Raw genomic sequence first — 20,624 nt, forward strand, 5'->3', positions numbered from 1 at the left:
TGCGAGTGCCGACCAAGCAATCGCTGTGCGGAACTTTTCAGAGCCGCGTCACAGCCAAAAGAAGCATTTGTGACGTCTTGTTGAAGAACTCGCGAATGGGCTTGCACGAAAGATGCCCGGCATGTCGGCTCAAATCCCGTGAATTTCTACCGGGCTAGCCCACGTTCGTATCGATTGGCTTCCGCCGCTGTCATCGCCGGCGCGGGCAGTCTGCTGGACGGTGCACGGGCGGGCACCGACACAGCCACGGCTTTTCCGTCGGGTTTGTTTTGGCGCATCACCAGAACGTCAATGGATTGAGGCGTGATTTTCATCGCAAAATCGTAACCGTCCAGCACGCGCACCGCGACCCGCCGCAATGGTCCATTGAATGTTCCGGTTATGCGCGTGTCGAGTGCATCGTTGCTGCGATAGCGCAGATCGAAATTCGCTTGCAGCGCGTCCAATACCTCTCGCAGCGTAGCGTCCCTGGCCTCGATATGGACCGCCTCGGGTTGCCCGCCAACCTGGACTTGGGCGTGCGCCGCTTTGCCGCCTGCAGCGAGAAGCAAGCCCGATGCGAGCGCAAGCGTATGCAGACGGCGCAGAAGTGCCGGCGATCGTTGCCGCGCGGCACGGCCCACGTGGCGTCGCAGAAACCCGCCGGCGGGGCCGGCGGGGTCGCTATCTTCGTTCGAGCTGTGCCGCACGCTGTTCAGTGACGCCCATCGTCGCGATGGTCGTGGGCAAGGTCCGCTACCACATCGATGATCGCGCGGGCGCGGCGCACCAACTGATCCTCCTGGCGCTCGTTGATCGGTTGATTGCCAAAGGCGGCTGCATCCAACAGCAGCTTGATCTCGGCCGCCAGCGCGTCGCGTTGACCGGTAATGTCGGCAATCTTTGCGAGGAATTTACCGTAAGCGGTATCGTCGCTCAGGATTGACCGGTTCGCGTAACGGAGACTGTTCAGCCCCACCGATCCTAGCGGCGCGTTGAGTTGCTTGTAGGCCTGCGCCAGTTCCAGGAAGTTCTCGTTGCGCCGCAACGCTCGCGGCACGGCGCGATCATCGAGGAACTCGATCAGCACCCGGCCATCATGGGTGTAGTCGTCCTTCAGGCCGGCCAGCGCGATCATGGTCGGGCGAAGGTCGGTGTGGTCCGAGAACACATCGTCGTTGCGGCCGAAGCGGTTGACGCCGGGCCCGACCATGCCCATCCAGGTGCGCGTGATGTCCTTCTGCACGTCGCCATGGTTCCAGGCGAAGCCGGGAGGTTCGCTGACGCAGGCAGGAGCCTGCGAGCAATCCTTGCCCTGGCCGGTCGACGCCGACGACGTCGTGTTGAAGTAATCGGGATTGCCGAACATGGTAAAGCTCGGCGAGCGCGCAGGATTCGACGTGATCATGTGCAGCAGGCCCATCTCCGCGCGATCCGCCAGAAAAGCATTGAGCTTTTCGACCCGGCCGGTGATCGGGTTCGTCACCTGCAGTGCGTCGACATCGTGCTCCATGGTCCGCGTCAGCGCATCCGTCGGCGCCGGGTTGCCGTGAATGTAGAAGGTCGGAGCATCGTCGAAGTGGATATCAAAGGGCGTCGTATTGCCCCGCTGCGTCAACAGCAGCCGGTCGAGGAAGGTGCTGATTTCGCCGATCTTCGCATAGGTACAGGGCAGGTGAATGCCATCGCAATTGGCCGGGCTCGGTGCGCCGCCGACGAAATGATCATTCTCGTCTGCGGTCACGACGAACAAGGTATTGTCCTTGGTGATGCCGTGAGCGGCAAGGCGGGCGAAGAACTTGCCGAAGGCGATGTCATAGGTCTTCAGCTGCGCAACGTATTCCGCTTCACCGGCACCGAAAGCGTGCGCCGGACCCGGCAGGTTGGTCGCAGGATCGAGCGGCACCGGATTGCGATCATGGCCGTCGGCCAGGTAGACGTAGACGACGGGGATGCCGGCTTCGAGCATCGTCGCGGCATAGCCGAGCGACTGCTTGGCCGTCGGGCTGAAGACGTTGGGGAAGCCGGGACGGCCGTAGGCGTCGGCAATGACCGCGCCGTCGGTATCCTTGACGTTGCCGCTGCCGTCACAACCGGCCGGTGCCGCCGTGCACAGCGCCGGCGCCACATTCACGTTGCCGAACAGCGCCTTGAAACCGGCATAGCCGCCCGGCTCGTCCGGCAGCGCATCGGCGCGCGCGTGGCCGTTGTTGCAGAGCTGGCTGTCCGGCGCACAATGCACGGCAATGCCGAGATAGTCGGTGTTGGGCGCCTGCCGCGCGGGGGCATTGGCCGGTGTGCGCGGCAAAGCAAGCGCCGCCGAAACCGCGACGTCCTCGGGCGAGCCGACACCGAATACGGTGCGGACGTCAGCCGGCAGGCTCTCAAATTCCATATTGGCAATCGAGAAGGCGCCGACATCGCAACCGGCACGGGTAAACGGCGCCCACGGCGCCGGAAAAGTCTTGCCGTTCTCATTGACCAGTTCCGGCTTGCCGTCCGCGCTAAGCGCGGTCCAGTACAGGAACGAGCTGGAGAAGCCGACGGAACCGTCATTGCGGAAAAAGCCATAGCTGTTCGCCACCGGCACGCCCATGCGGTCGCCGTATGCTCCCGTCAGCACGGTAAGGATGTCGGTCGCGGTGTGCGAAATCAGCGGCGTGTGATGATTGCCGCTCACGACGCCGTTGTTCTGCATGAAGTTGAGCAGATTGGGCATTTGTTCGAGGTCTGATGGCACGTTGGGGTTGTCGCGCCGCAGATGGACGTTGTCGAACTGGATATGCACGACATGCTTGATGCGATTGTCCGCGGACTGCAGCCCGCACGCGGCCTGGGCAGTCGCCGGTCCGCCGACGAGTAGCCCTGCGCTAAGCAGCAACAGAATTGACGCGCCGAAAGTGCGTGAATGACGCATGGCTCTCTCCTCAGTCTGTCAAATCATTGGGAAGCTGGTGTGCGTAGAGAAGCTAACGGCCTCTCATGACAATCGCTTGAAATGCAATTGACCGCTGCGCGACTGTGCGATGACACCAGCGCTGGCCATCGCCCCGCGGCATCCAGTTGGAGGCGGGAAGAACACAATCGTGCCAAGTGACCGTGCCCGGCGAGCTGCAAGGCTTGCGGCCGGCCGCATCATGGCTTCTTGACGAGCTTCAGCGAACGGCCGGTTCGCGCAGGTCGTTGTCGCACAGGCGCGGCTTGCGCCTGTGGCGGCTGCAGGAAGCGGACCAGCATCTTCTTCAGATGCTCCGCGTGCTGCTTGACGTCGACCTTCGAGTTGCGGACCGTCAGGGCGCGCGCACCGTCGACGACGGCGATCAGGATGTCGGCCGTCGCTTCGACATCGAGGCCCGGATCGACACGCCCCTGCTCTTGCCCGCGGCGCAGGAAGTCGGCCCACAGGCCGCGGAATGCCTCGCTGTGCCGCGCGAATAGCTTTGCGAATTCCGGATTTCGGGCGGCTTCGGCCAGTGAATCCAGATTGAGAACCTGGGCGGGCCGGGACCGCAGGCTGTATTCCTCGACGTCCGCGAGCAGCGCCCCCATCACGTCGGTAGAGGACAGGATCGCCTCGAACCGCTCGGCCGAACGCTTCAGGCCAAAATCGATCATCGCTTCGATGATCGCCTCCTTGCTCGAGAAGTAGTGATAGAGGTGGCCCGGGCTGATCCCGGCTTCGACGCAGATGTCCGTCGTGCTGGCGCCGCGGAAGCCATCCTTGGTAAAGCAGCGTATCGCCGCCCCGAGGATTTCGAGCCGCTTCTGCTCGTGCTTGACGGGGTCGACTTTTCTCAACGCAGCATCTCCAGCCCTCGCGGCAAGGCTATTTAACACAATGGCCCGGTTCGCAGAACCAAAAAATAGAGAGATCAATCTATTTATTGTTGACAGTGGATGGAAGCCGTGAGATTTATAGTTAGAGCTATCTATCTAATAAATTAACGCCTGGCGATGGACCCATGCCCCTGAGATGGACGGCCTTGTTACCGCTTGCGCTGGCAACCGCGGGGTGCGCAACCGCGCCGCTCGAGCGGGCCGGCTCGCTCCGAAGCTATGATCGACTGTCGGATGCGAACGGACTGGTCACGCGCTCGCAGATCCGGGCCAACAAGAAGGATCTGCTCGCCGCGAAGACAGTCCGGATCGTGCCCACCGTCTTTCCTGCGCGCGCCGACGTCCCGCTGAGCGAAAAGGAGCGCAGCCTGGTGGCGAACGCCGTCAGCCGCGAACTCTGCCTTGCACTGAGCGAGCGGTTTCGGATCGTCTCCAGCGATGGCGACGCCGACCTGACGGTGCAGGCGACCGTGACCCATGCAACACCGACCGATCCGGTCGCGGCCGGCGCTTCCAAAGCAGCCTCGGTCATCAAGACTGTTGCGCTTCCAGCGGTGCCCGTGCCGGTACCGCGGCTGCCTGTCGGATTGGGCAGCCTGTCGGTGGAAGCGGAGGCGCGCGATTTCGCCGGCTTTCAGAAGGCCGCGATGGTCTGGGCTCGCGGCGCCAATGTCGTCACCAACTCGCCGCGGGTCGCCAACGAAGGCGACGCCTACGACCTCGCATCGGACTTCGGGACGGATTTTTCCAAGCTGGTGTCGACGGGGGAATCGCCGTTCGGCGGCGTGCCGTCGCTGCCTCCGATCGACAGCCTTCCGGTGCGGCTCGGCGGCGCGCCGAAATACGTCGCGTGCGAGGCGTTCGGCCGATTTCCGGGCTTGACCGGCCTTGCCGGCCAAGGGCTCGGCCTGCCGCCCGGCTGGACCGATTCCGGCGTCAAGGCTTACGACGTCAAGGTCCGGCCGATCGAACCTTCGACACCCGAAACGAATTCAGAACGGGCGACCGCGCAATGAAACGACTGGTGACGTATCTGCTGTTCACGACCCTGAAGCGCCTTCTCACCACGCTCATCCTGCTGTCGGTGTCGGCTTACATGTCGGGATCGCGAGGGGCCGAGGCCTCCGCCGAAGGTATCTGGGAGCTGAGCGACGACGCCGGCAGACCTCAGGGCTGGTTCAAGATCGCGGAGCAGAACGGCACGTATGTCGGGCAGATCGTGCGGACGTTTCCAACGCCGGGAGAGAGACCGGAAGACACGCGCTGCGGAAAATGTGAGGGCGAGCAGAAGGACGTACCGGTGTTGGGCCTCACCTTCATCAAGGGCATGAAACGCACCGGCCTCGCCTATGAAGGCGGGCGGATCCTCAATCCCCGCGACGGCGCCGAATATCGCGCGCGCATGGACCTGAGCGCCGACAGTCAGCGTCTCCAGGTGCGCGGCTATCTCGCCATCGAGATGCTCGGGCAGACGCAGGTCTGGCATCGCGTACCGCCGTCTCCCGAAACCTCCAAACTGCTGGCGCGCCAGTTTGAAAACGCGGGCAAATAGCGTGCGCTCATCCGGACATCTCGATTTGACGCACGGACGCCAGCCAGGGCACGCGCGGCGCGGGACCGATGGCGCAGGTGCGCGGCGTCCGCCGCTGTTCGCCAGGGACGAGGCGACAAGGCCCGACGAGGCAGACCTGGACGTCACCACCGACGAGAAGGATTATGATTTCGTTCGGGAGCCCGGCTTCTGGATCGCAATCCTGCTCGGCTGTCTGCCGGTTGTCGCCAGTTATATGTATATTCTGTTCATGGGCGACTAAGGCGCGCGACGAGCGCGCCTTAGTCGCTCTTGATATGGATACGCATCCAAAGCCTTACGCCGCGTGTGATCGCAGCGGGGATGTCCGCATTTACGGGTTTCTTGCATCACGGAAATTGGCGATCCCGGCATGACTCGAACATGCGACCTACGGTTTAGGAAACCGTCGCTCTATCCGGCTGAGCTACGGGACCGCGAACCCGGCGAGAAGCGCAGGTATCGCGTTTCCATACCAGAGCTCCCCTGGAATCGCTACCCCGGACCGTCGGCCGAAAGTCGCTCATGACGGGCTCGACCACCCATCCTGCGGGCACGTTCGACGCTACTTCCCAACCACCGTCACCGAAGCGAAAATCTTGGTCAGCGCGGCGGCGTGCTTGTCGAAGGCGGCCTGTGGGCCCCATTGCGCGAGCTGGATGAAGCGGTTGTTGCCGATGGCGACAGCACGCACCTTGACCGTTTGGGACTGGCCGCTATCGGCGACCGCCGAATACACCCATTCCGTCGAGTCGATGCCGGCGAAAGCGCTGGTGCTTTCCTTGACGCCGGCCTGATCGATCTTCAGCCCGTTGCGGGTGAGCGCCTTCAGCGCCTCGGCCTTGACCGCAGCGGCGTCGGCCTCCTTTTCGACGGTGAGCCAGAAGAACACCGCGCGATCCGGCGAAGCCGTATCGATGGTGTCATCGGATACGTTGGGATTCCAAGTCTCCAGTACCTCGATCGTAACAGCCTTTGCACCTTCTTCGGGAATCTTGAAGACGCCGGCCTGCGCCAGGCCCGCCAGAGCAACGGTCAGGAAACCCGTCAAGCCGATCGCAAACAGAAGCCGCATCGAAACATTCCCAGTGAAATTGCCAGATCGAACTCGTATCCCGCCAGCCTGCCGGCGAACGCTGGCGCTTTAGCAGGACCGGCGTGCCATCGCCAAGCGCGCCCCTGCGCAAAGGACATTGACCGAATGTTGCCACAATGTGGCATGGCTGCACCTTCCGCCGAAAGCAACGCCATCGGGCATCTGCCGCGGCACCCGCGGGGGCTGCATCTTTCGCCGTTGAATTTACTCAGTAATTTTTGACGCGGCGACAATGTTATTCCACCGGTCACATCCGCGAAACATCCCTGCGGGAAAACAGGACGGTTCCGGGGTGACAAGCTCCGCCAAAATGATGACAATCGACTCAATCAAGTTCCCCCTTGCAAGTTCCGCGAGAATTCGACTGGAGAATACCGTCCGTGATCGCCTCACGACCATCGGCGCTGTTTGTTGCCGCCATTGGAACCTTCGTCGTCCTGACACCGGTGCGCGCCCACGCGCAGTGGTGGCGCAGCGCGCCGGCCGATTTCGAGGCCTGCGCCGACGCGGCCGAGAAGGCCAAGACCAAGGAAGAGAAGACGTCGTCGCTCGCCGAGTGCAACGCCAAGTTCGCCGGCCGCCGCAAGCCCGGTGGCGGCTACACCTATTACGATTTCATGCAGGACCGGACCTTCGACATCGCAGGTCCCAATCCGACGCCTGAAGAGCAGAAGAAAATCGACGAGCAGTACACCGTCTATCTCGAGCGGGAGCGGCGCAACAGCATTGCCGCGGCGCTGATGGCCAAGCAACAACAGCAGCAGGTGCAGCAGGTCTCGCTGCGGTCCGATCAGGAACCCGCGCGCACGGAAACCGCAAAGGTACCGGTGCCGGTGGCGAGCCCGGTCAAACAGGCCGCACGTGTCAGAGCAGCCAACTGCGCCAGGAGTTCGTTCTCCTGCGACTGGCCGCGGCTCTCGGAGAGCATCAACGACCTGAAGAAGCTGTTCAGCTCGACGCCGAGCAAGCAGAAGAAGTCCTGAGGGTAACTGTCATTCCCCGCGCAGGCGGGGAATCCAGTACCCACGGACCTATCGTTGAAGCTTCACGGAATAAAACAACTTCCGCCGGCGAGTACTGGATGCCCGCTTTCGCGGGCATGACAGCAGCGCTCGTTAATGCGCCGGCGTCTTCTTGCCGCGACGCGGATGAGCCGGCGTCACGACCGGTGCCACCACCGGCTGGACCGTCGATGTCGCCGCCCGCTGTTCTTGCAGACGCGCGTCATAGCCCGGCGACGGCGTCACCGTCGGCGGCGCGGCATGGGCCGGAATCCATGAAAGCCACCCGGCGATAACAGTAACAGCCAGCAGCGCTCCACTCGTTCGTTTCATGCCGCTTCTCCTGTTCGACGCATCCGATCAGCCTCGCGCCTGATCGGCGCCATTTCAAGGCCTGGTATCAATCCGTCGCCCGTATCTGCTCGGGCGTCAGGCCGGGCGAACCCTTAGCCTCAAGCTCCGCACGCCGGATCAGTTCCACGACCCGGCGTGATACCGGCACGTCGAGCCCGCGCCGCTCGGCAATTTCGGTGATGACGCCCTGCAGGTAGTCGATCTCGGTGCGGCGGCCGCGCTGCAGATCTTCCCACATCGACGAGCGCGCCTCGGGGTCGATCTTCATGGTCCGCCCCAGCAAGGCTTCGAAGATCGCGTCCGGCAGACGCAGCAGCGGCGGCATCCAGGGCGCCGGGATCGGCGTCGGCGACACCGGCCTGATGCCCTCGGCACGGATCGCTGCCAATCCTTCCGCCATCTGATCGGCGAACAAGCGGCGCCACGGCCGCTGTGCGAGCTGCCGGCGCAGCGGCAGATTGGCCAGCGCGTTGAGCGCGTTGTTGAGATTGACCAGCAGCTTGCCCCACTGCGCGCCGTCGATGTTGTCGGTCGGGCGCATTTTCAGGCCGGGCACCGACAGCTTTTCTGCCGTGTGCGCCTCGTCCTGCTCGACGACAATGTCGCCCGACGTCGCGCGATGAAACCGCCCGTGGCCTGCCGCCACCACGTTGAACGGTACCATGCCGCCGAGCACACGGCGACCCGGCAAGCGGTTGCGCAGCACGGCGGCATTGCCGATGCCGTTCTGCAGGCTGACGATGACGACATCGGGCGGTGCGTTTCGCGCGATGATATCGGCCATGTCGGCGGTATCCGCGCTCTTGACCGTGACCAGCACCACGCCGGCATCGCCGAAAATGGAAGGATTTTCCGACAATGCGAACCGGTTGGCGGCGATGGTCTGGTCGGCGCCTTCAAAGCTCGTCAGCCGCAGGCCGCCCGCCTCGATCTCTCCGATCACGCGCGGTCGCGCCAGCAGCGCGACACGGCGGCCATCTGCCGCCAGCATGCCGCCGACGAAGCAGCCGATGCTGCCGGCCCCGGCAATCCCGATGGTGCGGCCCGAATTCATTCCCCATTCATTCCCGTTGCGACACAAGGTCTCGATAGCAGAACGGCCGGCCGGTGCCTATCGAACGTACGAGGGGCTTTCCAGCCGCGCCTTGTAACCGGCGCCTTGTAAGCGTCATGGGCCGCCGTTATGTTTCGCAGGCGGGGGCTGTAAGGCTTGAGGAGACGACCATGGGTTTACTCGACGTACTCAACGGCATGCAGAACGGCCCGCGTGGCCCCAGCGCCCCAAGCGATCCCAACGACAAAAGCGGCATGTCGCCGATGACCATGGCGATCCTGGCGCTGCTGGCCTGGAAGGCCGTCAAGCATTTCGGCGGCAGCCAGCCAGCCGGCGGCAGCCAGTCAGGCAGCGCGCCGACGCAGGCTCCGCCCCAATTGCCCGGCAACGTCACCGCCGGCCTGCCCGGCGGCGGCGGTCTCAACGATGTCCTCAAGGGCGGATTGGGTGGCCTGCTCGCGGGTGGTGCGGCCGGCAGCGTGCTCAGCGGCGGCCTCGGCGACCTGCTCAATCAATTCCAGCAGAAGGGCCATGGCGACACCGCGAACTCCTGGGTCAGCAACGGCCCCAACAAGCAGATCGCGCCCGGCGATCTCGCCAACGCACTCGGCGCCGACCAGATCGAATCGCTGTCTGCGCAAAGCGGCCTTTCACGCGACGAGTTGCTGAGCGGTCTCAGCAAATATCTGCCCGACGTCGTCAACCATCTGACGCCGGACGGACGGTTGCCGAACGACAGCGAGATATCGGGCCGGATTTGACATTGCGAATACGCGGCGCTGACAACGCCGCGCGACATCACCCTTCAGCACCTTGCAAAGGACGACAGACATGAGCGGCATTATCTGGATCATCATCGTCGGCTTTGTCGCCGGAATTATCGCACGCCTGCTTTCGCCCGGACCGAACAATCCGAGCGGGTTCATCCTGACCACGGTGCTCGGGATCATCGGCGCGTTTCTTGCGACCTTCATCGGCCAGGCGATCGGCCATTACGGTCCCGACCAGGGCGCCGGCTTCATCACCGCCACCGTCGGCGCGCTGATCGTGCTGTTCATCTGGAACCGGCTGGTCGCCCGCGGCGTGATTCCCGATATGAACAAGTGACGGCCGAAGGCCGTCATCCCGGGGCGCGAAGCGAACCCGGGATCTCGAGATTCCGGGTTCGATGCTTTCGCATCGCCCCGGAATGGCGGTCCCGCCCTCACAGCACCAGATGCATTCCCGCATCCATGCGCACGAACTCGCCGGTCATGTTGCTCGACGCCGGCGAGGCGAGGAAGCACACCAGTTGCGCGATATCGTCGGCGGTTGACGCCACCTTCAGCGGCACCTTCGCCACCACGGCATCGCGCACAGCCTTGGCGCCGGCCTCGCCGCGCCCCTTGGTGAACCAGGGCGTATCGATATAGCCCGGGCACACCGTGTTGACGCGGATCAGGGGCGCCAGCGCGCGCGCCAGCGACTGGGTGATGGTGTTGAGCGCGCCTTTACTGGCGGCATAAGCGACCGACGAACCGCCGCCCGAGATGCCGGCGACCGACGAGATGTTGACCACGGCGGACGGCCGTCCCGAGGCTTTCGCACCCGCCTCGAGCTGCGCGCGCGCGGCGCGGATCATCTGGAACGGGCCGATGGTATTCACCGCGTAGATGCGCTGGAAATCTTCCGCCGTCAGGCCGTCCATATCGCCGTGCGGCACGTGCTTGGTGGTGCCGGCATTGTTGATCAGCACGTCGAGACCGCCCCACGCGGCGGCCGCCGCCGCGATCTTCTTGCAGTCCTCGTCGCGCGAGACGTCGCCCTGCACCACGACGACTTCAGCGCCGGCCTTGCGGCAGAGATCGGCGGTCGCTTCGGCCTCGGTCTTGCTGTTGGAATAATTGACCACGATACGCGCGCCGCCCTTTGCCAGGATAGCCGCGGTCGCTGCCCCCAGACCTGAAGCAGAACCCGTCACGATCGCGCACAAGCCATCCTTCGACATCCGCATTTCCTCTTGTTGTTTTGAGCTGTTTGAACGGCCCGTTGATGGGTGGGGGAGTACCATATCGCGCGGCGAAGTCCCTGCAAATCCGACGAGTTCCGCTCGACGGAATTCATTCTTTGCCGGACGAGCTTCATGCCGCCCCCGCAGGTGGGCCTGCGCAGAGCGCTTGTCAGGGCTATGGCTTTTGCCCATCATAAAGCGCAAGAAAAGACCGCACCGAGACATCGATCGGGACCTGGCGAAAAGCCGACCCGACGGGACCGGCGAAGAGCCGGCCCTGACCGTGCCAATCAAAATGAGGAACGCTGTGGCGGAGAGTGAGAACATTGTTGCCGAGACCGCGGAAAAGATTTTCGCTGATCTGGCCGATGCCCAAACCATCAATCGCGACAAAGAAGGCAAGTGGAAAGCCCCGCTCTGGAAGGCACTGACCGAAGCCGGCCTGCCGCTGGCCTGGGTACCGGAAGATTGCGGCGGCTCGGGCGCCAGCCTCGCCGAAGGTTTTGGCGTCTTGAGCGCCGCCGGACGTTTCGCGGTCGCAGTGCCGCTCGCTGAAACCATGCTGGCGGGCTGGCTACTCGCGCAAGCAAAGGTCTCCTCGCCCGACGGCGAAATGACGGTCGTGCCCGCAAGCCCGAAGGACCGCATCACCGTCAACGCTGACGGCAGCCTGTCGGGCAAAGCCCGCGGCGTGCCGTTTGCGAAGGCCGCCAAGCACATCGCGGTGCTGGCAGCCAATGGTAACGGAAGCCTCCAGGTCGCGCTGGTCGACGCCGGCAAGTGCCGGGTTGACGCCGGCATCGGTCTCGGCGGCGACCACTCCGATACCGTGACGCTCGACAAGGTTCAGCCGGTCGCGATCAAGCCCGCGTCTGATGGTTTTGATCAGACGCAACTGATGCTGATGGGCGGCGTCGCGCGTAGCTTGCAGATCGCAGGCGCACTGGAAGCGATGCTGGAAATTTCCGTGCGCTATTCCAACGAGCGCGTCGCCTTCGAGAAGAAGATCTCGAAATTCCAGGCGGTGCAGCACAATCTGGCGCGACTGGCCGGCGAGTCGGCCGCGGCTCTTGCGGCTGCGACCTCGGCTGCCGACGCCATCGCCAACGCGACCGCGTTCAACGACGAGGTGTTCCTCGAAGCCGCGGCTGCAAAGATCCGCTGTTCGGAAGCGGCCGAAAAAGGCGGCGGCATCGCCCATCAGGTGCATGGCGCGATCGGTTTCACCATCGAGCACATCCTGCATCGTTATTCGCTGCGCGCACTGGCGTGGCGCGATGATTTCGGCTCCGAGAGCTACTGGGCGGTCGAGCTCGGCAAGCTGGTCGCGAACCGCGGCGCCGACGAGTTGTGGCCGCTGGTCGCCTCGCGCTGATCCACACACGTTTGCCCGCCTAGAAGTCGAGATCATTCCATGACCGCAGCCCTCCGTTTCGATCCGATCCGCCTGCCGCCCGAATGCGAACAGTTGCGCAAGGAAGTGCGCGCGTTCCTCGCCGAGGAAATCGCCGCCGGCACCTTCGATCCGCACAAGCCGAACCGCGAAGACACCGACGTGCCGGAATTCTCCCGCAAGGTCGGCGCCAAGGGCTGGCTCGGCATGACCTGGCCGAAGAAATATGGCGGTCATGAGCGCTCGTTCCTCGAGCGTTATGTCGTGACCGAGGAAATGCGCGTTGCCAACGCGCCGACGCGGCGCTTCTTCGTCGCCGACCGCCAGAGCGGCCCCGTTCTGCTGAAGTATGCCCCCGAGAGCATCAAGATGGACATCCTGCCGCGCATCTGCCGCGGCGAAGTCTGCTTTGCGATCGGCATGTCTGAGCCGAATTCCGGCTCGGACCTGTTCGCGGCAAAAACCCGCGCCACCAAGACCGACGGCGGCTATCTGATCAACGGCACCAAGATCTGGACCTCCTCGGCCCACATCGCCGACTACATGATCGCGATCTTCCGCACCTCGCCGCCAACCAAGGAAAACCGCCGCCACGGCCTGACGCAATTTCTGGTCAAGATGAAGCAGCCGGGCATCGAGGTGAACCCGATCGGCCAGATCACCGGGCAGTACGAGTTCAACGAAGTCGTCTTCACCGACCATTTCGTGCCTGATGATCACGTGCTCGGCGAAGTCGACGGCGCCTGGAAGCAGGCAACCAGCGAACTCGCCTATGAACGTTCGGGCCCGGAACGTTTCCTGGAAACCTATTACGTGCTGACCGAACTGGTTCGCGCCGTCGGCAAAAATCCGGACACCCGCAGCGCCGAGGGCATCGGCCGCCTGGTGGCGCAGTTGCACACCATGCGCCGGATGTCGGTGTCGGTGGCGGGCATGCTGCAGGCGGGCAAGGAGCCGGTGGTGGAAGCCTCCATCGTCAAGGACATCGGCACGGTGTGGGAACAGGCGTTGCCGCATCGCGTGCGCGATCTCGCAGCGTTCGTCGAGGAAACCGCCACCAACCGCGAGACGCTGGAAAATCAATTGTCGTTCGCGATCAAGACCGCGCCGAAGCTGACGATCCAGGGCGGCACCACCGAAGTGTTGCGCGGCATTATCGCCCGCGGGCTTGGTCTGCGCTAATTCAAAAAGGAAACACCATGAGCAAGTACACTGATATCGGCGTCGAGAAGCACGGTCATGTCGGCCTGATCGAAATCCGCAAGCCGCCGCTGAACTTCTTCGACGTCGCGCTGATCAACCAGATCGCCGACGCGCTGGAAGAGTTCGACAAGGACGTCGAAATACGCGCCAGCGTGCTCGCCGCCCAGGGCAAGGCGTTCTGCGCCGGCGCCGATTTCTCCGATCCGAAGCGCCAGGAGCAGGAGCAGGAGTCGAAAAAGGATCCGGCCGCCAACCTGCCGATCAACCATCTCTACGTCCAGGCCGTGCGCATCTTCCGCAACAAGAAGCCGATCGTCGCGGCGGTGCATGGCGCCGCCATCGGCGGCGGTTTCGGGCTCGCCGTCTCGGCGGACTTCCGCGTCACCTGTCCCGAAGCGCGCTTCGCCGCCAACTTCACCAAGCTCGGTTTTCATCCGGGCTTTGGTCTCACCGCAACGCTTCCCGAACTGGTCGGCAAGAACAACGCGGAATTGATTTTCTACACCAGCCGCCGCATCACCGGCGAAGACGCCACCAGGATGGGTCTCGCCAATCTCTGCGTGCCGCAGGACCAGGTCCGCGCCGAGGCGATGAAGCTCGCCAATGAGATCGCCGAATGCTCGCCGCTCGGCCTGATCGCGACCCGCGCCACCATGCGTGCCGGCCTCGCCGACCGCGTGCTCGCCGCGACCAACCACGAACTGGTCGAGCAGAACAAGCTGCGCGCCACCGAAGACTTCAAGGAAGGCGTCAAAGCCACCGCCGAACGCCGCGTCGCGAATTTCAAGGGCCGTTGATCCGGTTCCGCCGTTACAGCGCGTCATCCCGGCGTTCCGGGATGACGCTGTAACGGCGTGACGCCTGATGAAACCGCAATCGCATGGCTTGCTAGCCGTCTCATTTGACTGTTAGGATGGCTGCGCGGGTGGGCAGACCCTATCCGCGTGAATTGATCGTTTGATATTTTAGTCATCGTTACTGCTGGCCGTTTTTTGGCCCGCCGATCCGAAACCTTCTGAGTCTCGAAACCTTCCGAGTCTCGCACCAGGCGTGTGGAGGGATTGATGGCAGGAATTTTGTCAGGCCACGTTGTGCTGGCTGCGGCCACCAAGGGCGTGGCGCTGGGATCCAACGTACCCGTTGCGACCTTCACCGACAGCAATGCCGCGGATACCGCCGCAGGCTTCACCGCGACGATCGATTGGGGCGACGGCACGCAGACGGTGGGTACGATCACCGGATCCAACGGCTCGTTCGCGATCGACGGCACCCACACCTATGCCAGCGACGGCAACTTCACGGTGGCCACAACCGTCGTTCGTTTGGCGGACAACGCATCGATCCATAATTCCGGAAGCGTCGCCGTCGACGATAGCGACGTCCTGACCGCCCAGGGCACGTCGCTGTCCGGCGATCCCGGCTCGCCTCTCACCAATGTCACGGTAGCGACCTTCACCGATTCCGACGGCGCGGCGCTGGCGGGCGACTTCACCGCAACGGTCGACTGGGGCGACGGAACGCGGACGGCGGCCACGGTTACCGGATCGAACGGATCCTTTGCGGTTACCGACTCGCATACCTACGCATTCGCAGGCCAGGACACCATTACGGTGACGCTGGTTGACCCCGTACATGGCTCCGCCAATACCGTCGCCATCGGCACCGCGACGATAGGGCTGTCGACGCAGGTATCGCTGGCGTCGGCCACCGAGCGGTTGGCTTTAAGCCCCAACACGGTTGTCGCGCATATTATCGACGGCCACCACGCCGACACGGCCGGCAGCTTCACCGCGACGATCGACTGGGGCGACGGTGTCACGTCGGTGGGCACCATCACCGGGTCGAACGGATCGTTCTCCGTCGAAGGTGGACACACTTACGCCGACGAAGGCAATTTCGATGTGACGGCGACGGTGGTCCGCATCTCGGACGCGACATCCGTCTCCGCTACCCAGACCGTCGTCGTCAATGACAGCGATTTTCTCACCGCGCATGGCACCACGCTGATCGCGCCCGCGGGGCAAGCGCAGACCAACGTCACGGTCGCGACCTTCTCCGACACCGATCTGGCGGCTCTCGCCAGCGAATTCGTGGCGACGATCGACTGGGGCGACGGTGTCACGTCGGTGGGCACGATCGCGGGGTCCAACGGTTCGTTCACGGTCGCCGGCAACCACACCTATGCGGCGACCAGCCCGGACACCATCACGGTCACGATGGAGGAGCCCGCGCCGGCCACCGCCGTCGCAACCGCGACCTCGTTCCGGTTCGACCACGTCGACCAACCGCCGGTCAACACCGTTCCGGGAACGCAAAACGCGCTCAACCATACCGACCTTGCGATCGCGGGATTTTCCGTGACCGATCCCGACGCCAATACCCTGACCACGACACTGCATGTCGATCACGGCACGCTGGCATTGACCGCCGCCGGCGGCACCTCGGTCAGCGGCAGCGGGACCGGCACGGTGACCCTGGTCGGCAGCGTCGCGCAGGTCGATGCCACGCTCGGCAACAACGTCGTCTATACCAGCCATTATGGATTCTTCGGCACCGACACGCTGACCATGACCAGCAATGACAATGGCGGAAAGGGCGCCGGCGGCGTCCTGACCGACACCGACAAGGTTGCGATCAACGTGGGTCCGTCCGCGGCCCTGCCCCAGTTCGCCGGCTATGAGGTCATGGACTTTCATCTGGTGTGACGGCACGGCGTCGCAAGGCGCAGGCCTTACGCCGTCAGACGGAACGTCACACCACAGAGATCGAAGCCGTCGCTCGAGACCGCGCAGCCCTTCGCCTTGGCCGCATCGCGCACCTTGGCAATATCGGCGACCCTGAACGTCAGTCCGCTCATCAGGTCGCTGGCGCCCTTGACGAACCGGAAGCTGGCATTGGGCAGCTTCAGTTCGGGCTCGCCACCACTACCCTTGCTGACGGCAATGCCGGTGATCTTGCCCCAGTGCTCCGCCAACCCTTGCGGGTCCGGGCTCTGCATCTCGACATCCGTCAGTGCCTGCGTCACGTCGTTGCGGATCGATTTTTGCCAGTCGGGACCGGCCGGCGGATAGACGCCCAGAATATCGTCGCTGCCTTCGGTGTGGTTGAACTCGATGAAGGCGGCACGGCAGTCGCGCGGGTGCAGTTGCACGCCGTGATAGGGCGCGTGCGTGATCACGTTGGCGGTGCGCACGCCGATGCCGTTGGCGTGCTTGCCGCGCGCATCGGGATCGTCGCAGCAGAAGATCGCCATGTAGCCGCCGCGACCGCCGGTCTTGTCGAGGAAACGCCCCGCCGCGGTGCCGCCCTGGGTCGGCGCCACCACTTCCACCAGAATGGTATCGACCGGCAGCAGCGCGTTTTCCAGGCCGTATTTGGCGACGTTGCCGTCGCGGTAGCAAACCTTGAGGCCCATGATCGCGGATATGTCCGAGATCACGGGCTCCAAATGCGGCGCCACCAGGCAGATCTGACGCAGCCTGAGGTACGAGGCCATGGTCAATGGCCCTGGAAGGCAGGCTTGCGCTTTTCGACGAACGCCTTCGCCGCTTCCTTGTGGTCGGCGGTCTCGCCGGAACGCGAGTGATGAATCGCCTCGCCGTCAAAACATTCTTCCAGCGACATGGTCTCGGCATTGTTGATGTTACGCTTGATGTAGCCGAGCGTCACCGACGGCCCCTGCGCCAGCGACATCGCGAGCTCATGCGCGGCCGCTTCGACTTCGGCGTCGGGGACGACCTTGGTCACCATGCCGAGCGCGAGCGCCTCCTGCGCCGTCAACACCGGCGACAACAGATAGAGCTCGCGCGCCTTGGCGCTGCCGAGCAGCTTGGTGAGGAAGTAGGTCCCGCCGTAGTCGCCGGAGAGACCGACCTTGGCAAAGGCGGTGGTGATCTTGCAGGAGGCGCTGGCGACGCGCAGGTCGCAGGACAGCGCGATCGAGAGCCCGGCGCCGGCAGCAGCGCCGTCGACCTGCGCCACCACAGGCTTCGCCATCTGGTGCAGGATGCGCGACACTTCCATGCCGCGGCGCAAGTTCACCATCTTGGCTTCGAACGGCAACGGCGCCCGGCCCTCCGCCATCGACTTGACGTCGCCGCCGACGCAGAAGGTACCGCCGGCGCCCTTGAGCAGCACCGCGCGCACCTCATGATCCTCCGCCGCCCGTCGCGCCGCCGCCACCAGCCCGAGCGTCATGTCCGGATTGAGCGCGTTGCGCCGGTCAGGGCGATTCATGGTGATGGTGAGCAGGCCCTTGTCGAGATTCTGCAGAACGATTTCGTTTGCGCTCATGTTTTTTGCTTTCTGGTTTGTCAGTTGAGTTCGTCATTGCGAGGAGCGAAGCGACGAAGCAATCCACTCTTTCTTTACGCCGTAAGATGGATTGCTTCGCTTCGCTCGCAATGACGGGAAGCAGCGTCTATTTCTTCACCAGCGGACAACGCGACAGTTCCAGCGACTGGAACGCCTCGTTGCCGGGAATGGTCGCGAGCAGCTTGTAGTCGTCCCAGCGCGCCTTGGACTCGGCGGGCTTCTTGACCTCGAACAGGTACATGTCGTGCACCATGCGGCCGTCTTCACGAATCCGGCCGTTCTTGGCGAACATGTCGTTGACCGGGGTATCCTTCATGATCTTCATGACCGCGGCGGAATCGGTGGTGCCTGCGGCCTTCACCGCCTTGAGGTAATGCGTCACCGACGAATAGACGCCGGCTTGCGCCGAGGTCGGCACCCGCTTGATGCGCTCCATGAAGCGCTTTGAGAACGCGCGGGTGTCGTCGTTGAGGTCCCAGTAAAAGGCTTCCGACAGCAACAGCCCCTGCGCGGTTTCGAGACCGATGCTGTCGATATCGGTAACGAAGACGAGCAAGGGGGCTACCTTCTGGCCGCCCTTCATCAGCCCGAACTCGGCCGCCTGCTTGATGGCGTTGACGGTATCGCCGCCGGCATTGGCGAGCCCGATCACCTTGGCCTTGGAAGCCTGCGCCTGCAGCAGGAAAGAGGAGAAGTCGGAGGTGTTGAGCGGATGGCGCACGCTGCCCAGCACCTTGCCGCCGGACTTGGTCACCACGTTGGCGGTGTCCTTTTCGAGATCCTGACCGAAAGCATAGTCGGCGGTCAGGAAGAACCAGCTATCCAGCCCGCTCTTGACGGCGGCAAGACCGGTCACATTGGCCTGCCCGAACGTATCGAACACGTAATGCACGGTGTAGGGGCCGCAGGCTTCGTTGGAAAGCCGGATCGAACCGGGCCCGTTGAACATGATGATCTTGTTGCGCGCCTTCGCGATCTCGCCGGCCGCAAGCGCGGTGGCGGATGCCGCGACGTCGAAGATCATCTCGACGCCCTGGTTGTCGAGCATGTCGCGGGCAATGTTGGCGGCGAGATCCGCCTTGTTCTGGTGATCGGCCGCGATGATCTCGATCTTGCGACCGAGCACTTCGCCGCCAAAATCTTCGGCCGCCATCTTGGCGGCCATCTCGGAACCCGGCCCGGTAATGTCGGCGTAAAGGCTCGACATATCCAGAATGCCGCCGAGCTTGAGCGGCGGCTTGGCCTGCGCCAGTGCCGAGGTCGCCGACATCGCCAAGGCGGCGGCGAAAATGCCCGTGACAACCCGTTTCATCGAGGCCTCCCTTTATGACTCGCCGCATTGCCTGCAGCTTGAATTCCGGCGGGATCATGCCGCATGGCATTCAGAGCGGCAAGGCGCGAAGGTGGTGCGCGCGAACCGTGTTTTTCCGCTAAGCGGAATGACTCTCTCCACGTCATGCCCGGGCTTGACCCGGGCATCCACGGCTTGCTTTTCGTCGGCAAGAGAAGTCGTGGATGCCCGGCACAAGGCCGGGCATGACGAGGATGAATTAGCTCAACAACCCCTTCCCCGGCACGTGATTGAGCTCGAGCCGGATGCCATCGGGATCCTCGAACAGGATCGAGTAATATCCTGGCGCCCATTGGTCCTCGCGCGGCGCGCGAATGATGGCGGTGCCGAGCGTCACCAAAAACGAATGCAGCTCGTCGATGTCGGTGCGCTCGCGGGCGCGAAAGCACAGGTGATGCAAGCCGACGCGCTTCTGCTCGAAGGCTGCACCGGCGTGCTCGGGCGACGGCGCGCTGATGCCGACCGCGGTGCGGCCGCCGACGCAGTAATACGTCGTTTCGGTATCGATCACCGGCGTCAGCCCGAGAAACGGCAGCAGCTTGCGGTAGAACTCCCGCGAGTGTTCGAAATTCGAGGCGGTCAGGAAAATATGCGCGACACCATTGATTTCCATTGTCTCCCCCTGCGCGGCTTTTTCGGTTAGCAATGCCGTTGATCGCAAGCATACAGCAACGGATGGGATTGCGAGTGGCGTCATGACCGGGGTGGCATTGCAGTGCCGGATGTCTGTCGCGGCGTATCTGGTGCTGTTCGCGTTCGGGCAGGCGCACGCCGCCGGATGCCTGTTCGCCGCCCAGGGCGAAGGCCATGTCGCCGCCGTGATCGACGCGCGCAGCTTTCGCCTCGACGACGGCCGCGAGATCCGCTTGGCCGGGATCGAGCCTGCCGGCACCGACAAGGCAAAAGGCGCTGCTGCGCTGGCGGCTGTGATCGGCGGGCGCGACGTGACGCTGCACGGCGACGACGACACGCCGGATCGCTACGGCCGCCAGACCGCCTTTGTGTTTGCGAAGGGCACAGAGACCTCGGTGCAAAGTGAATTGCTGCGCCGCGGCGAAGCCTTATTTGCGGCCGATGTGGCCGACCGGGATTGCGCGGGAACCCTGGCCGCCGCCGAGGGCTCTGCCGTCCAGGCCAAAATAGGAATCTGGTCCGCCCCCACGGCCATAAAAAACACGGAAAGTCCGGGCGATATTTTGGCCGGGATTGGGCGTTTTACGGTGGCCGAGGGCAAGGTTTTGTCCGTCAGGCAGGCAGGTTCCGTGACCTACCTGAATTTCGGACGGAACTGGACACAGGACTTTGCTGCGACTATTTCAAGGCGCATGATCCCGGCGTTCGAGGCGGCCGGGCTGTCGCCTAAGTCCCTCGAAAATCGAAGGATTCGTGTCCGCGGCTTTGTCTCGTCGCGGGGAGGACCACGGATTGAGGTGCTCCGGGTGGGGCAGATCGAAATACTCGACGGAAAATAGATCACGATTG

Annotated in this window: 22 protein-coding genes and 1 tRNA gene; 11 read left to right on the top strand and 12 right to left on the bottom strand. The window is 63.6% G+C overall.

What is annotated here, in order from left to right:
- Positions 1-146: 146 nt before the first annotated feature.
- The 3 genes from BLS26_RS15215 to BLS26_RS15225 form a co-directional block, all read right to left on the bottom strand.
- Positions 147-623: a hypothetical protein gene (locus tag BLS26_RS15215; protein WP_157676456.1), complete on the bottom strand. Its 477-nt coding sequence runs from the start codon at positions 621-623 to the stop codon at positions 147-149.
- A gap of 71 nt (positions 624-694) precedes the next feature.
- Positions 695-2,896, bottom strand: a complete 2,202-nt coding sequence (locus tag BLS26_RS15220; protein WP_092512385.1) for a hypothetical protein — start codon at positions 2,894-2,896, stop codon at positions 695-697.
- Between the two features lie 218 nt (positions 2,897-3,114).
- Complete coding sequence (locus tag BLS26_RS15225) at positions 3,115-3,777, bottom strand: TetR/AcrR family transcriptional regulator (protein WP_092512387.1); 663 nt, start codon at positions 3,775-3,777, stop codon at positions 3,115-3,117.
- Between the two features lie 164 nt (positions 3,778-3,941).
- On the opposite strand from BLS26_RS15225, the gene BLS26_RS15230 reads away from it, so the two are divergent.
- The 3 genes from BLS26_RS15230 to BLS26_RS15240 are packed head-to-tail and all read left to right on the top strand — an operon-like array spanning position 3,942 to position 5,630.
- Positions 3,942-4,832 (top strand): DUF3313 domain-containing protein, encoded by an 891-nt coding sequence (locus tag BLS26_RS15230; protein WP_092512389.1) that lies wholly within the window; start codon positions 3,942-3,944, stop codon positions 4,830-4,832.
- Entirely contained in the window at positions 4,829-5,368 is a 540-nt protein-coding gene (locus tag BLS26_RS15235) for a DUF2147 domain-containing protein (protein WP_092512391.1), read from the top strand. Before BLS26_RS15230 ends, BLS26_RS15235 begins: the two co-directional genes overlap by 4 nt.
- Before the next feature lie 25 nt (positions 5,369-5,393).
- A complete protein-coding gene (locus tag BLS26_RS15240; RefSeq protein WP_157676457.1) occupies positions 5,394-5,630 on the top strand; it encodes a hypothetical protein in 237 nt (78 codons plus the stop codon).
- A 116-nt stretch (positions 5,631-5,746) separates the two neighbouring features.
- On the opposite strand, the gene BLS26_RS15245 is transcribed toward BLS26_RS15240, so the two are convergent.
- Positions 5,747-5,823, bottom strand: a tRNA-Arg gene (locus tag BLS26_RS15245).
- 128 nt (positions 5,824-5,951) lie between these two features.
- Complete coding sequence (locus BLS26_RS15250; protein ID WP_092512395.1) at positions 5,952-6,461, bottom strand: hypothetical protein; 510 nt, start codon at positions 6,459-6,461, stop codon at positions 5,952-5,954.
- Positions 6,462-6,853: 392 nt separating this feature from the next.
- Between BLS26_RS15250 and BLS26_RS15255 the strand changes: the two genes are divergently transcribed.
- On the top strand, positions 6,854-7,465 hold the full coding sequence (locus BLS26_RS15255; RefSeq protein ID WP_092518085.1) for a hypothetical protein: 612 nt from the start codon (positions 6,854-6,856) through the stop codon (positions 7,463-7,465).
- A gap of 132 nt (positions 7,466-7,597) precedes the next feature.
- Here BLS26_RS15255 and BLS26_RS15260 read toward each other — a convergent pair whose 3' ends face one another.
- Together BLS26_RS15260 and BLS26_RS15265 are read right to left on the bottom strand one after the other, a co-directional pair.
- Positions 7,598-7,816, bottom strand: coding sequence for a hypothetical protein (locus BLS26_RS15260; RefSeq protein WP_092512397.1), 219 nt, complete (start codon positions 7,814-7,816; stop codon positions 7,598-7,600).
- A 67-nt stretch (positions 7,817-7,883) separates the two neighbouring features.
- On the bottom strand, positions 7,884-8,891 hold the full coding sequence (locus BLS26_RS15265) for a 2-dehydropantoate 2-reductase (RefSeq protein ID WP_092512399.1): 1,008 nt from the start codon (positions 8,889-8,891) through the stop codon (positions 7,884-7,886).
- Positions 8,892-9,061: 170 nt separating this feature from the next.
- On the opposite strand from BLS26_RS15265, the gene BLS26_RS15270 reads away from it, so the two are divergent.
- Together BLS26_RS15270 and BLS26_RS15275 are read left to right on the top strand one after the other, a co-directional pair.
- Positions 9,062-9,652, top strand: a complete 591-nt coding sequence (locus BLS26_RS15270; protein WP_092512401.1) for a YidB family protein — start codon at positions 9,062-9,064, stop codon at positions 9,650-9,652.
- A 70-nt stretch (positions 9,653-9,722) separates the two neighbouring features.
- On the top strand, positions 9,723-9,998 hold the full coding sequence (locus BLS26_RS15275) for a GlsB/YeaQ/YmgE family stress response membrane protein (protein ID WP_092512403.1): 276 nt from the start codon (positions 9,723-9,725) through the stop codon (positions 9,996-9,998).
- A 97-nt stretch (positions 9,999-10,095) separates the two neighbouring features.
- Here the strand turns inward: BLS26_RS15275 and BLS26_RS15280 are convergent, their stop codons facing one another.
- Positions 10,096-10,878 (bottom strand): SDR family NAD(P)-dependent oxidoreductase, encoded by a 783-nt coding sequence (locus BLS26_RS15280; RefSeq protein ID WP_092512405.1) that lies wholly within the window; start codon positions 10,876-10,878, stop codon positions 10,096-10,098.
- Positions 10,879-11,188: 310 nt separating this feature from the next.
- Between BLS26_RS15280 and BLS26_RS15285 the strand changes: the two genes are divergently transcribed.
- The 4 genes from BLS26_RS15285 (at position 11,189) to BLS26_RS15300 (ending at position 16,182) form a co-directional block, all read left to right on the top strand.
- Positions 11,189-12,256 (top strand): acyl-CoA dehydrogenase family protein, encoded by a 1,068-nt coding sequence (locus tag BLS26_RS15285; protein ID WP_092518086.1) that lies wholly within the window; start codon positions 11,189-11,191, stop codon positions 12,254-12,256.
- 39 nt (positions 12,257-12,295) lie between these two features.
- Positions 12,296-13,456: an acyl-CoA dehydrogenase family protein gene (locus BLS26_RS15290; protein ID WP_092512407.1), complete on the top strand. Its 1,161-nt coding sequence runs from the start codon at positions 12,296-12,298 to the stop codon at positions 13,454-13,456.
- A gap of 17 nt (positions 13,457-13,473) precedes the next feature.
- Positions 13,474-14,274 (top strand): enoyl-CoA hydratase/isomerase family protein, encoded by an 801-nt coding sequence (locus tag BLS26_RS15295; RefSeq protein ID WP_092512409.1) that lies wholly within the window; start codon positions 13,474-13,476, stop codon positions 14,272-14,274.
- A 267-nt stretch (positions 14,275-14,541) separates the two neighbouring features.
- Positions 14,542-16,182 carry a hypothetical protein gene (locus tag BLS26_RS15300; RefSeq protein WP_157676458.1) on the top strand — a complete coding sequence of 547 codons (1,641 nt, stop codon included), beginning with the start codon at positions 14,542-14,544 and terminating at the stop codon, positions 16,180-16,182.
- Positions 16,183-16,208: 26 nt separating this feature from the next.
- On the opposite strand, the gene BLS26_RS15305 is transcribed toward BLS26_RS15300, so the two are convergent.
- From BLS26_RS15305 to BLS26_RS15320, 4 genes are all read right to left on the bottom strand, one after another.
- On the bottom strand, positions 16,209-16,973 hold the full coding sequence (locus BLS26_RS15305) for a hypothetical protein (RefSeq protein WP_172804609.1): 765 nt from the start codon (positions 16,971-16,973) through the stop codon (positions 16,209-16,211).
- Positions 16,974-16,975: 2 nt separating this feature from the next.
- Positions 16,976-17,770, bottom strand: coding sequence for an enoyl-CoA hydratase (locus tag BLS26_RS15310; protein ID WP_092512415.1), 795 nt, complete (start codon positions 17,768-17,770; stop codon positions 16,976-16,978).
- Positions 17,771-17,897: 127 nt separating this feature from the next.
- Positions 17,898-19,103 carry an ABC transporter substrate-binding protein gene (locus BLS26_RS15315; protein WP_092512417.1) on the bottom strand — a complete coding sequence of 402 codons (1,206 nt, stop codon included), beginning with the start codon at positions 19,101-19,103 and terminating at the stop codon, positions 17,898-17,900.
- A 238-nt stretch (positions 19,104-19,341) separates the two neighbouring features.
- Positions 19,342-19,755: a VOC family protein gene (locus BLS26_RS15320; protein WP_092512418.1), complete on the bottom strand. Its 414-nt coding sequence runs from the start codon at positions 19,753-19,755 to the stop codon at positions 19,342-19,344.
- A gap of 82 nt (positions 19,756-19,837) precedes the next feature.
- Here BLS26_RS15320 and BLS26_RS15325 point away from each other — a divergent pair, with 82 nt between their 5' ends.
- Positions 19,838-20,614, top strand: a complete 777-nt coding sequence (locus tag BLS26_RS15325) for a thermonuclease family protein (RefSeq protein ID WP_172804610.1) — start codon at positions 19,838-19,840, stop codon at positions 20,612-20,614.
- The last annotated feature ends 10 nt before the right edge of the window (positions 20,615-20,624 follow it).

Origin of the sequence: Afipia sp. GAS231 (assembly GCF_900103365.1) — a bacterium.
In the GTDB taxonomy this organism is placed as follows: domain Bacteria; phylum Pseudomonadota; class Alphaproteobacteria; order Rhizobiales; family Xanthobacteraceae; genus Bradyrhizobium.

What these genes read in the sequence shown, in the direction of transcription:
- BLS26_RS15300 (WP_157676458.1), top strand. Translation starts at nt 14,542, where the DNA reads ATGGCAGGAATTTTGTCAGGCCACGTTGTGCTGGCTGCGGCCACCAAG.
- BLS26_RS15315 (WP_092512417.1), bottom strand. Translation starts at nt 19,103, where the DNA reads ATGAAACGGGTTGTCACGGGCATTTTCGCCGCCGCCTTGGCGATGTCG.
- BLS26_RS15305 (WP_172804609.1), bottom strand. Translation starts at nt 16,973, where the DNA reads ATGGCCTCGTACCTCAGGCTGCGTCAGATCTGCCTGGTGGCGCCGCAT.
- BLS26_RS15310 (WP_092512415.1), bottom strand. Translation starts at nt 17,770, where the DNA reads ATGAGCGCAAACGAAATCGTTCTGCAGAATCTCGACAAGGGCCTGCTC.
- BLS26_RS15295 (WP_092512409.1), top strand. Translation starts at nt 13,474, where the DNA reads ATGAGCAAGTACACTGATATCGGCGTCGAGAAGCACGGTCATGTCGGC.
- BLS26_RS15275 (WP_092512403.1), top strand. Translation starts at nt 9,723, where the DNA reads ATGAGCGGCATTATCTGGATCATCATCGTCGGCTTTGTCGCCGGAATT.
- BLS26_RS15260 (WP_092512397.1), bottom strand. Translation starts at nt 7,816, where the DNA reads ATGAAACGAACGAGTGGAGCGCTGCTGGCTGTTACTGTTATCGCCGGG.
- BLS26_RS15325 (WP_172804610.1), top strand. Translation starts at nt 19,838, where the DNA reads ATGACCGGGGTGGCATTGCAGTGCCGGATGTCTGTCGCGGCGTATCTG.
- BLS26_RS15265 (WP_092512399.1), bottom strand. Translation starts at nt 8,891, where the DNA reads ATGAATTCGGGCCGCACCATCGGGATTGCCGGGGCCGGCAGCATCGGC.
- BLS26_RS15220 (WP_092512385.1), bottom strand. Translation starts at nt 2,896, where the DNA reads ATGCGTCATTCACGCACTTTCGGCGCGTCAATTCTGTTGCTGCTTAGC.
- BLS26_RS15290 (WP_092512407.1), top strand. Translation starts at nt 12,296, where the DNA reads ATGACCGCAGCCCTCCGTTTCGATCCGATCCGCCTGCCGCCCGAATGC.
- BLS26_RS15250 (WP_092512395.1), bottom strand. Translation starts at nt 6,461, where the DNA reads ATGCGGCTTCTGTTTGCGATCGGCTTGACGGGTTTCCTGACCGTTGCT.
- BLS26_RS15270 (WP_092512401.1), top strand. Translation starts at nt 9,062, where the DNA reads ATGGGTTTACTCGACGTACTCAACGGCATGCAGAACGGCCCGCGTGGC.
- BLS26_RS15230 (WP_092512389.1), top strand. Translation starts at nt 3,942, where the DNA reads ATGCCCCTGAGATGGACGGCCTTGTTACCGCTTGCGCTGGCAACCGCG.
- BLS26_RS15280 (WP_092512405.1), bottom strand. Translation starts at nt 10,878, where the DNA reads ATGTCGAAGGATGGCTTGTGCGCGATCGTGACGGGTTCTGCTTCAGGT.
- BLS26_RS15320 (WP_092512418.1), bottom strand. Translation starts at nt 19,755, where the DNA reads ATGGAAATCAATGGTGTCGCGCATATTTTCCTGACCGCCTCGAATTTC.
- BLS26_RS15235 (WP_092512391.1), top strand. Translation starts at nt 4,829, where the DNA reads ATGAAACGACTGGTGACGTATCTGCTGTTCACGACCCTGAAGCGCCTT.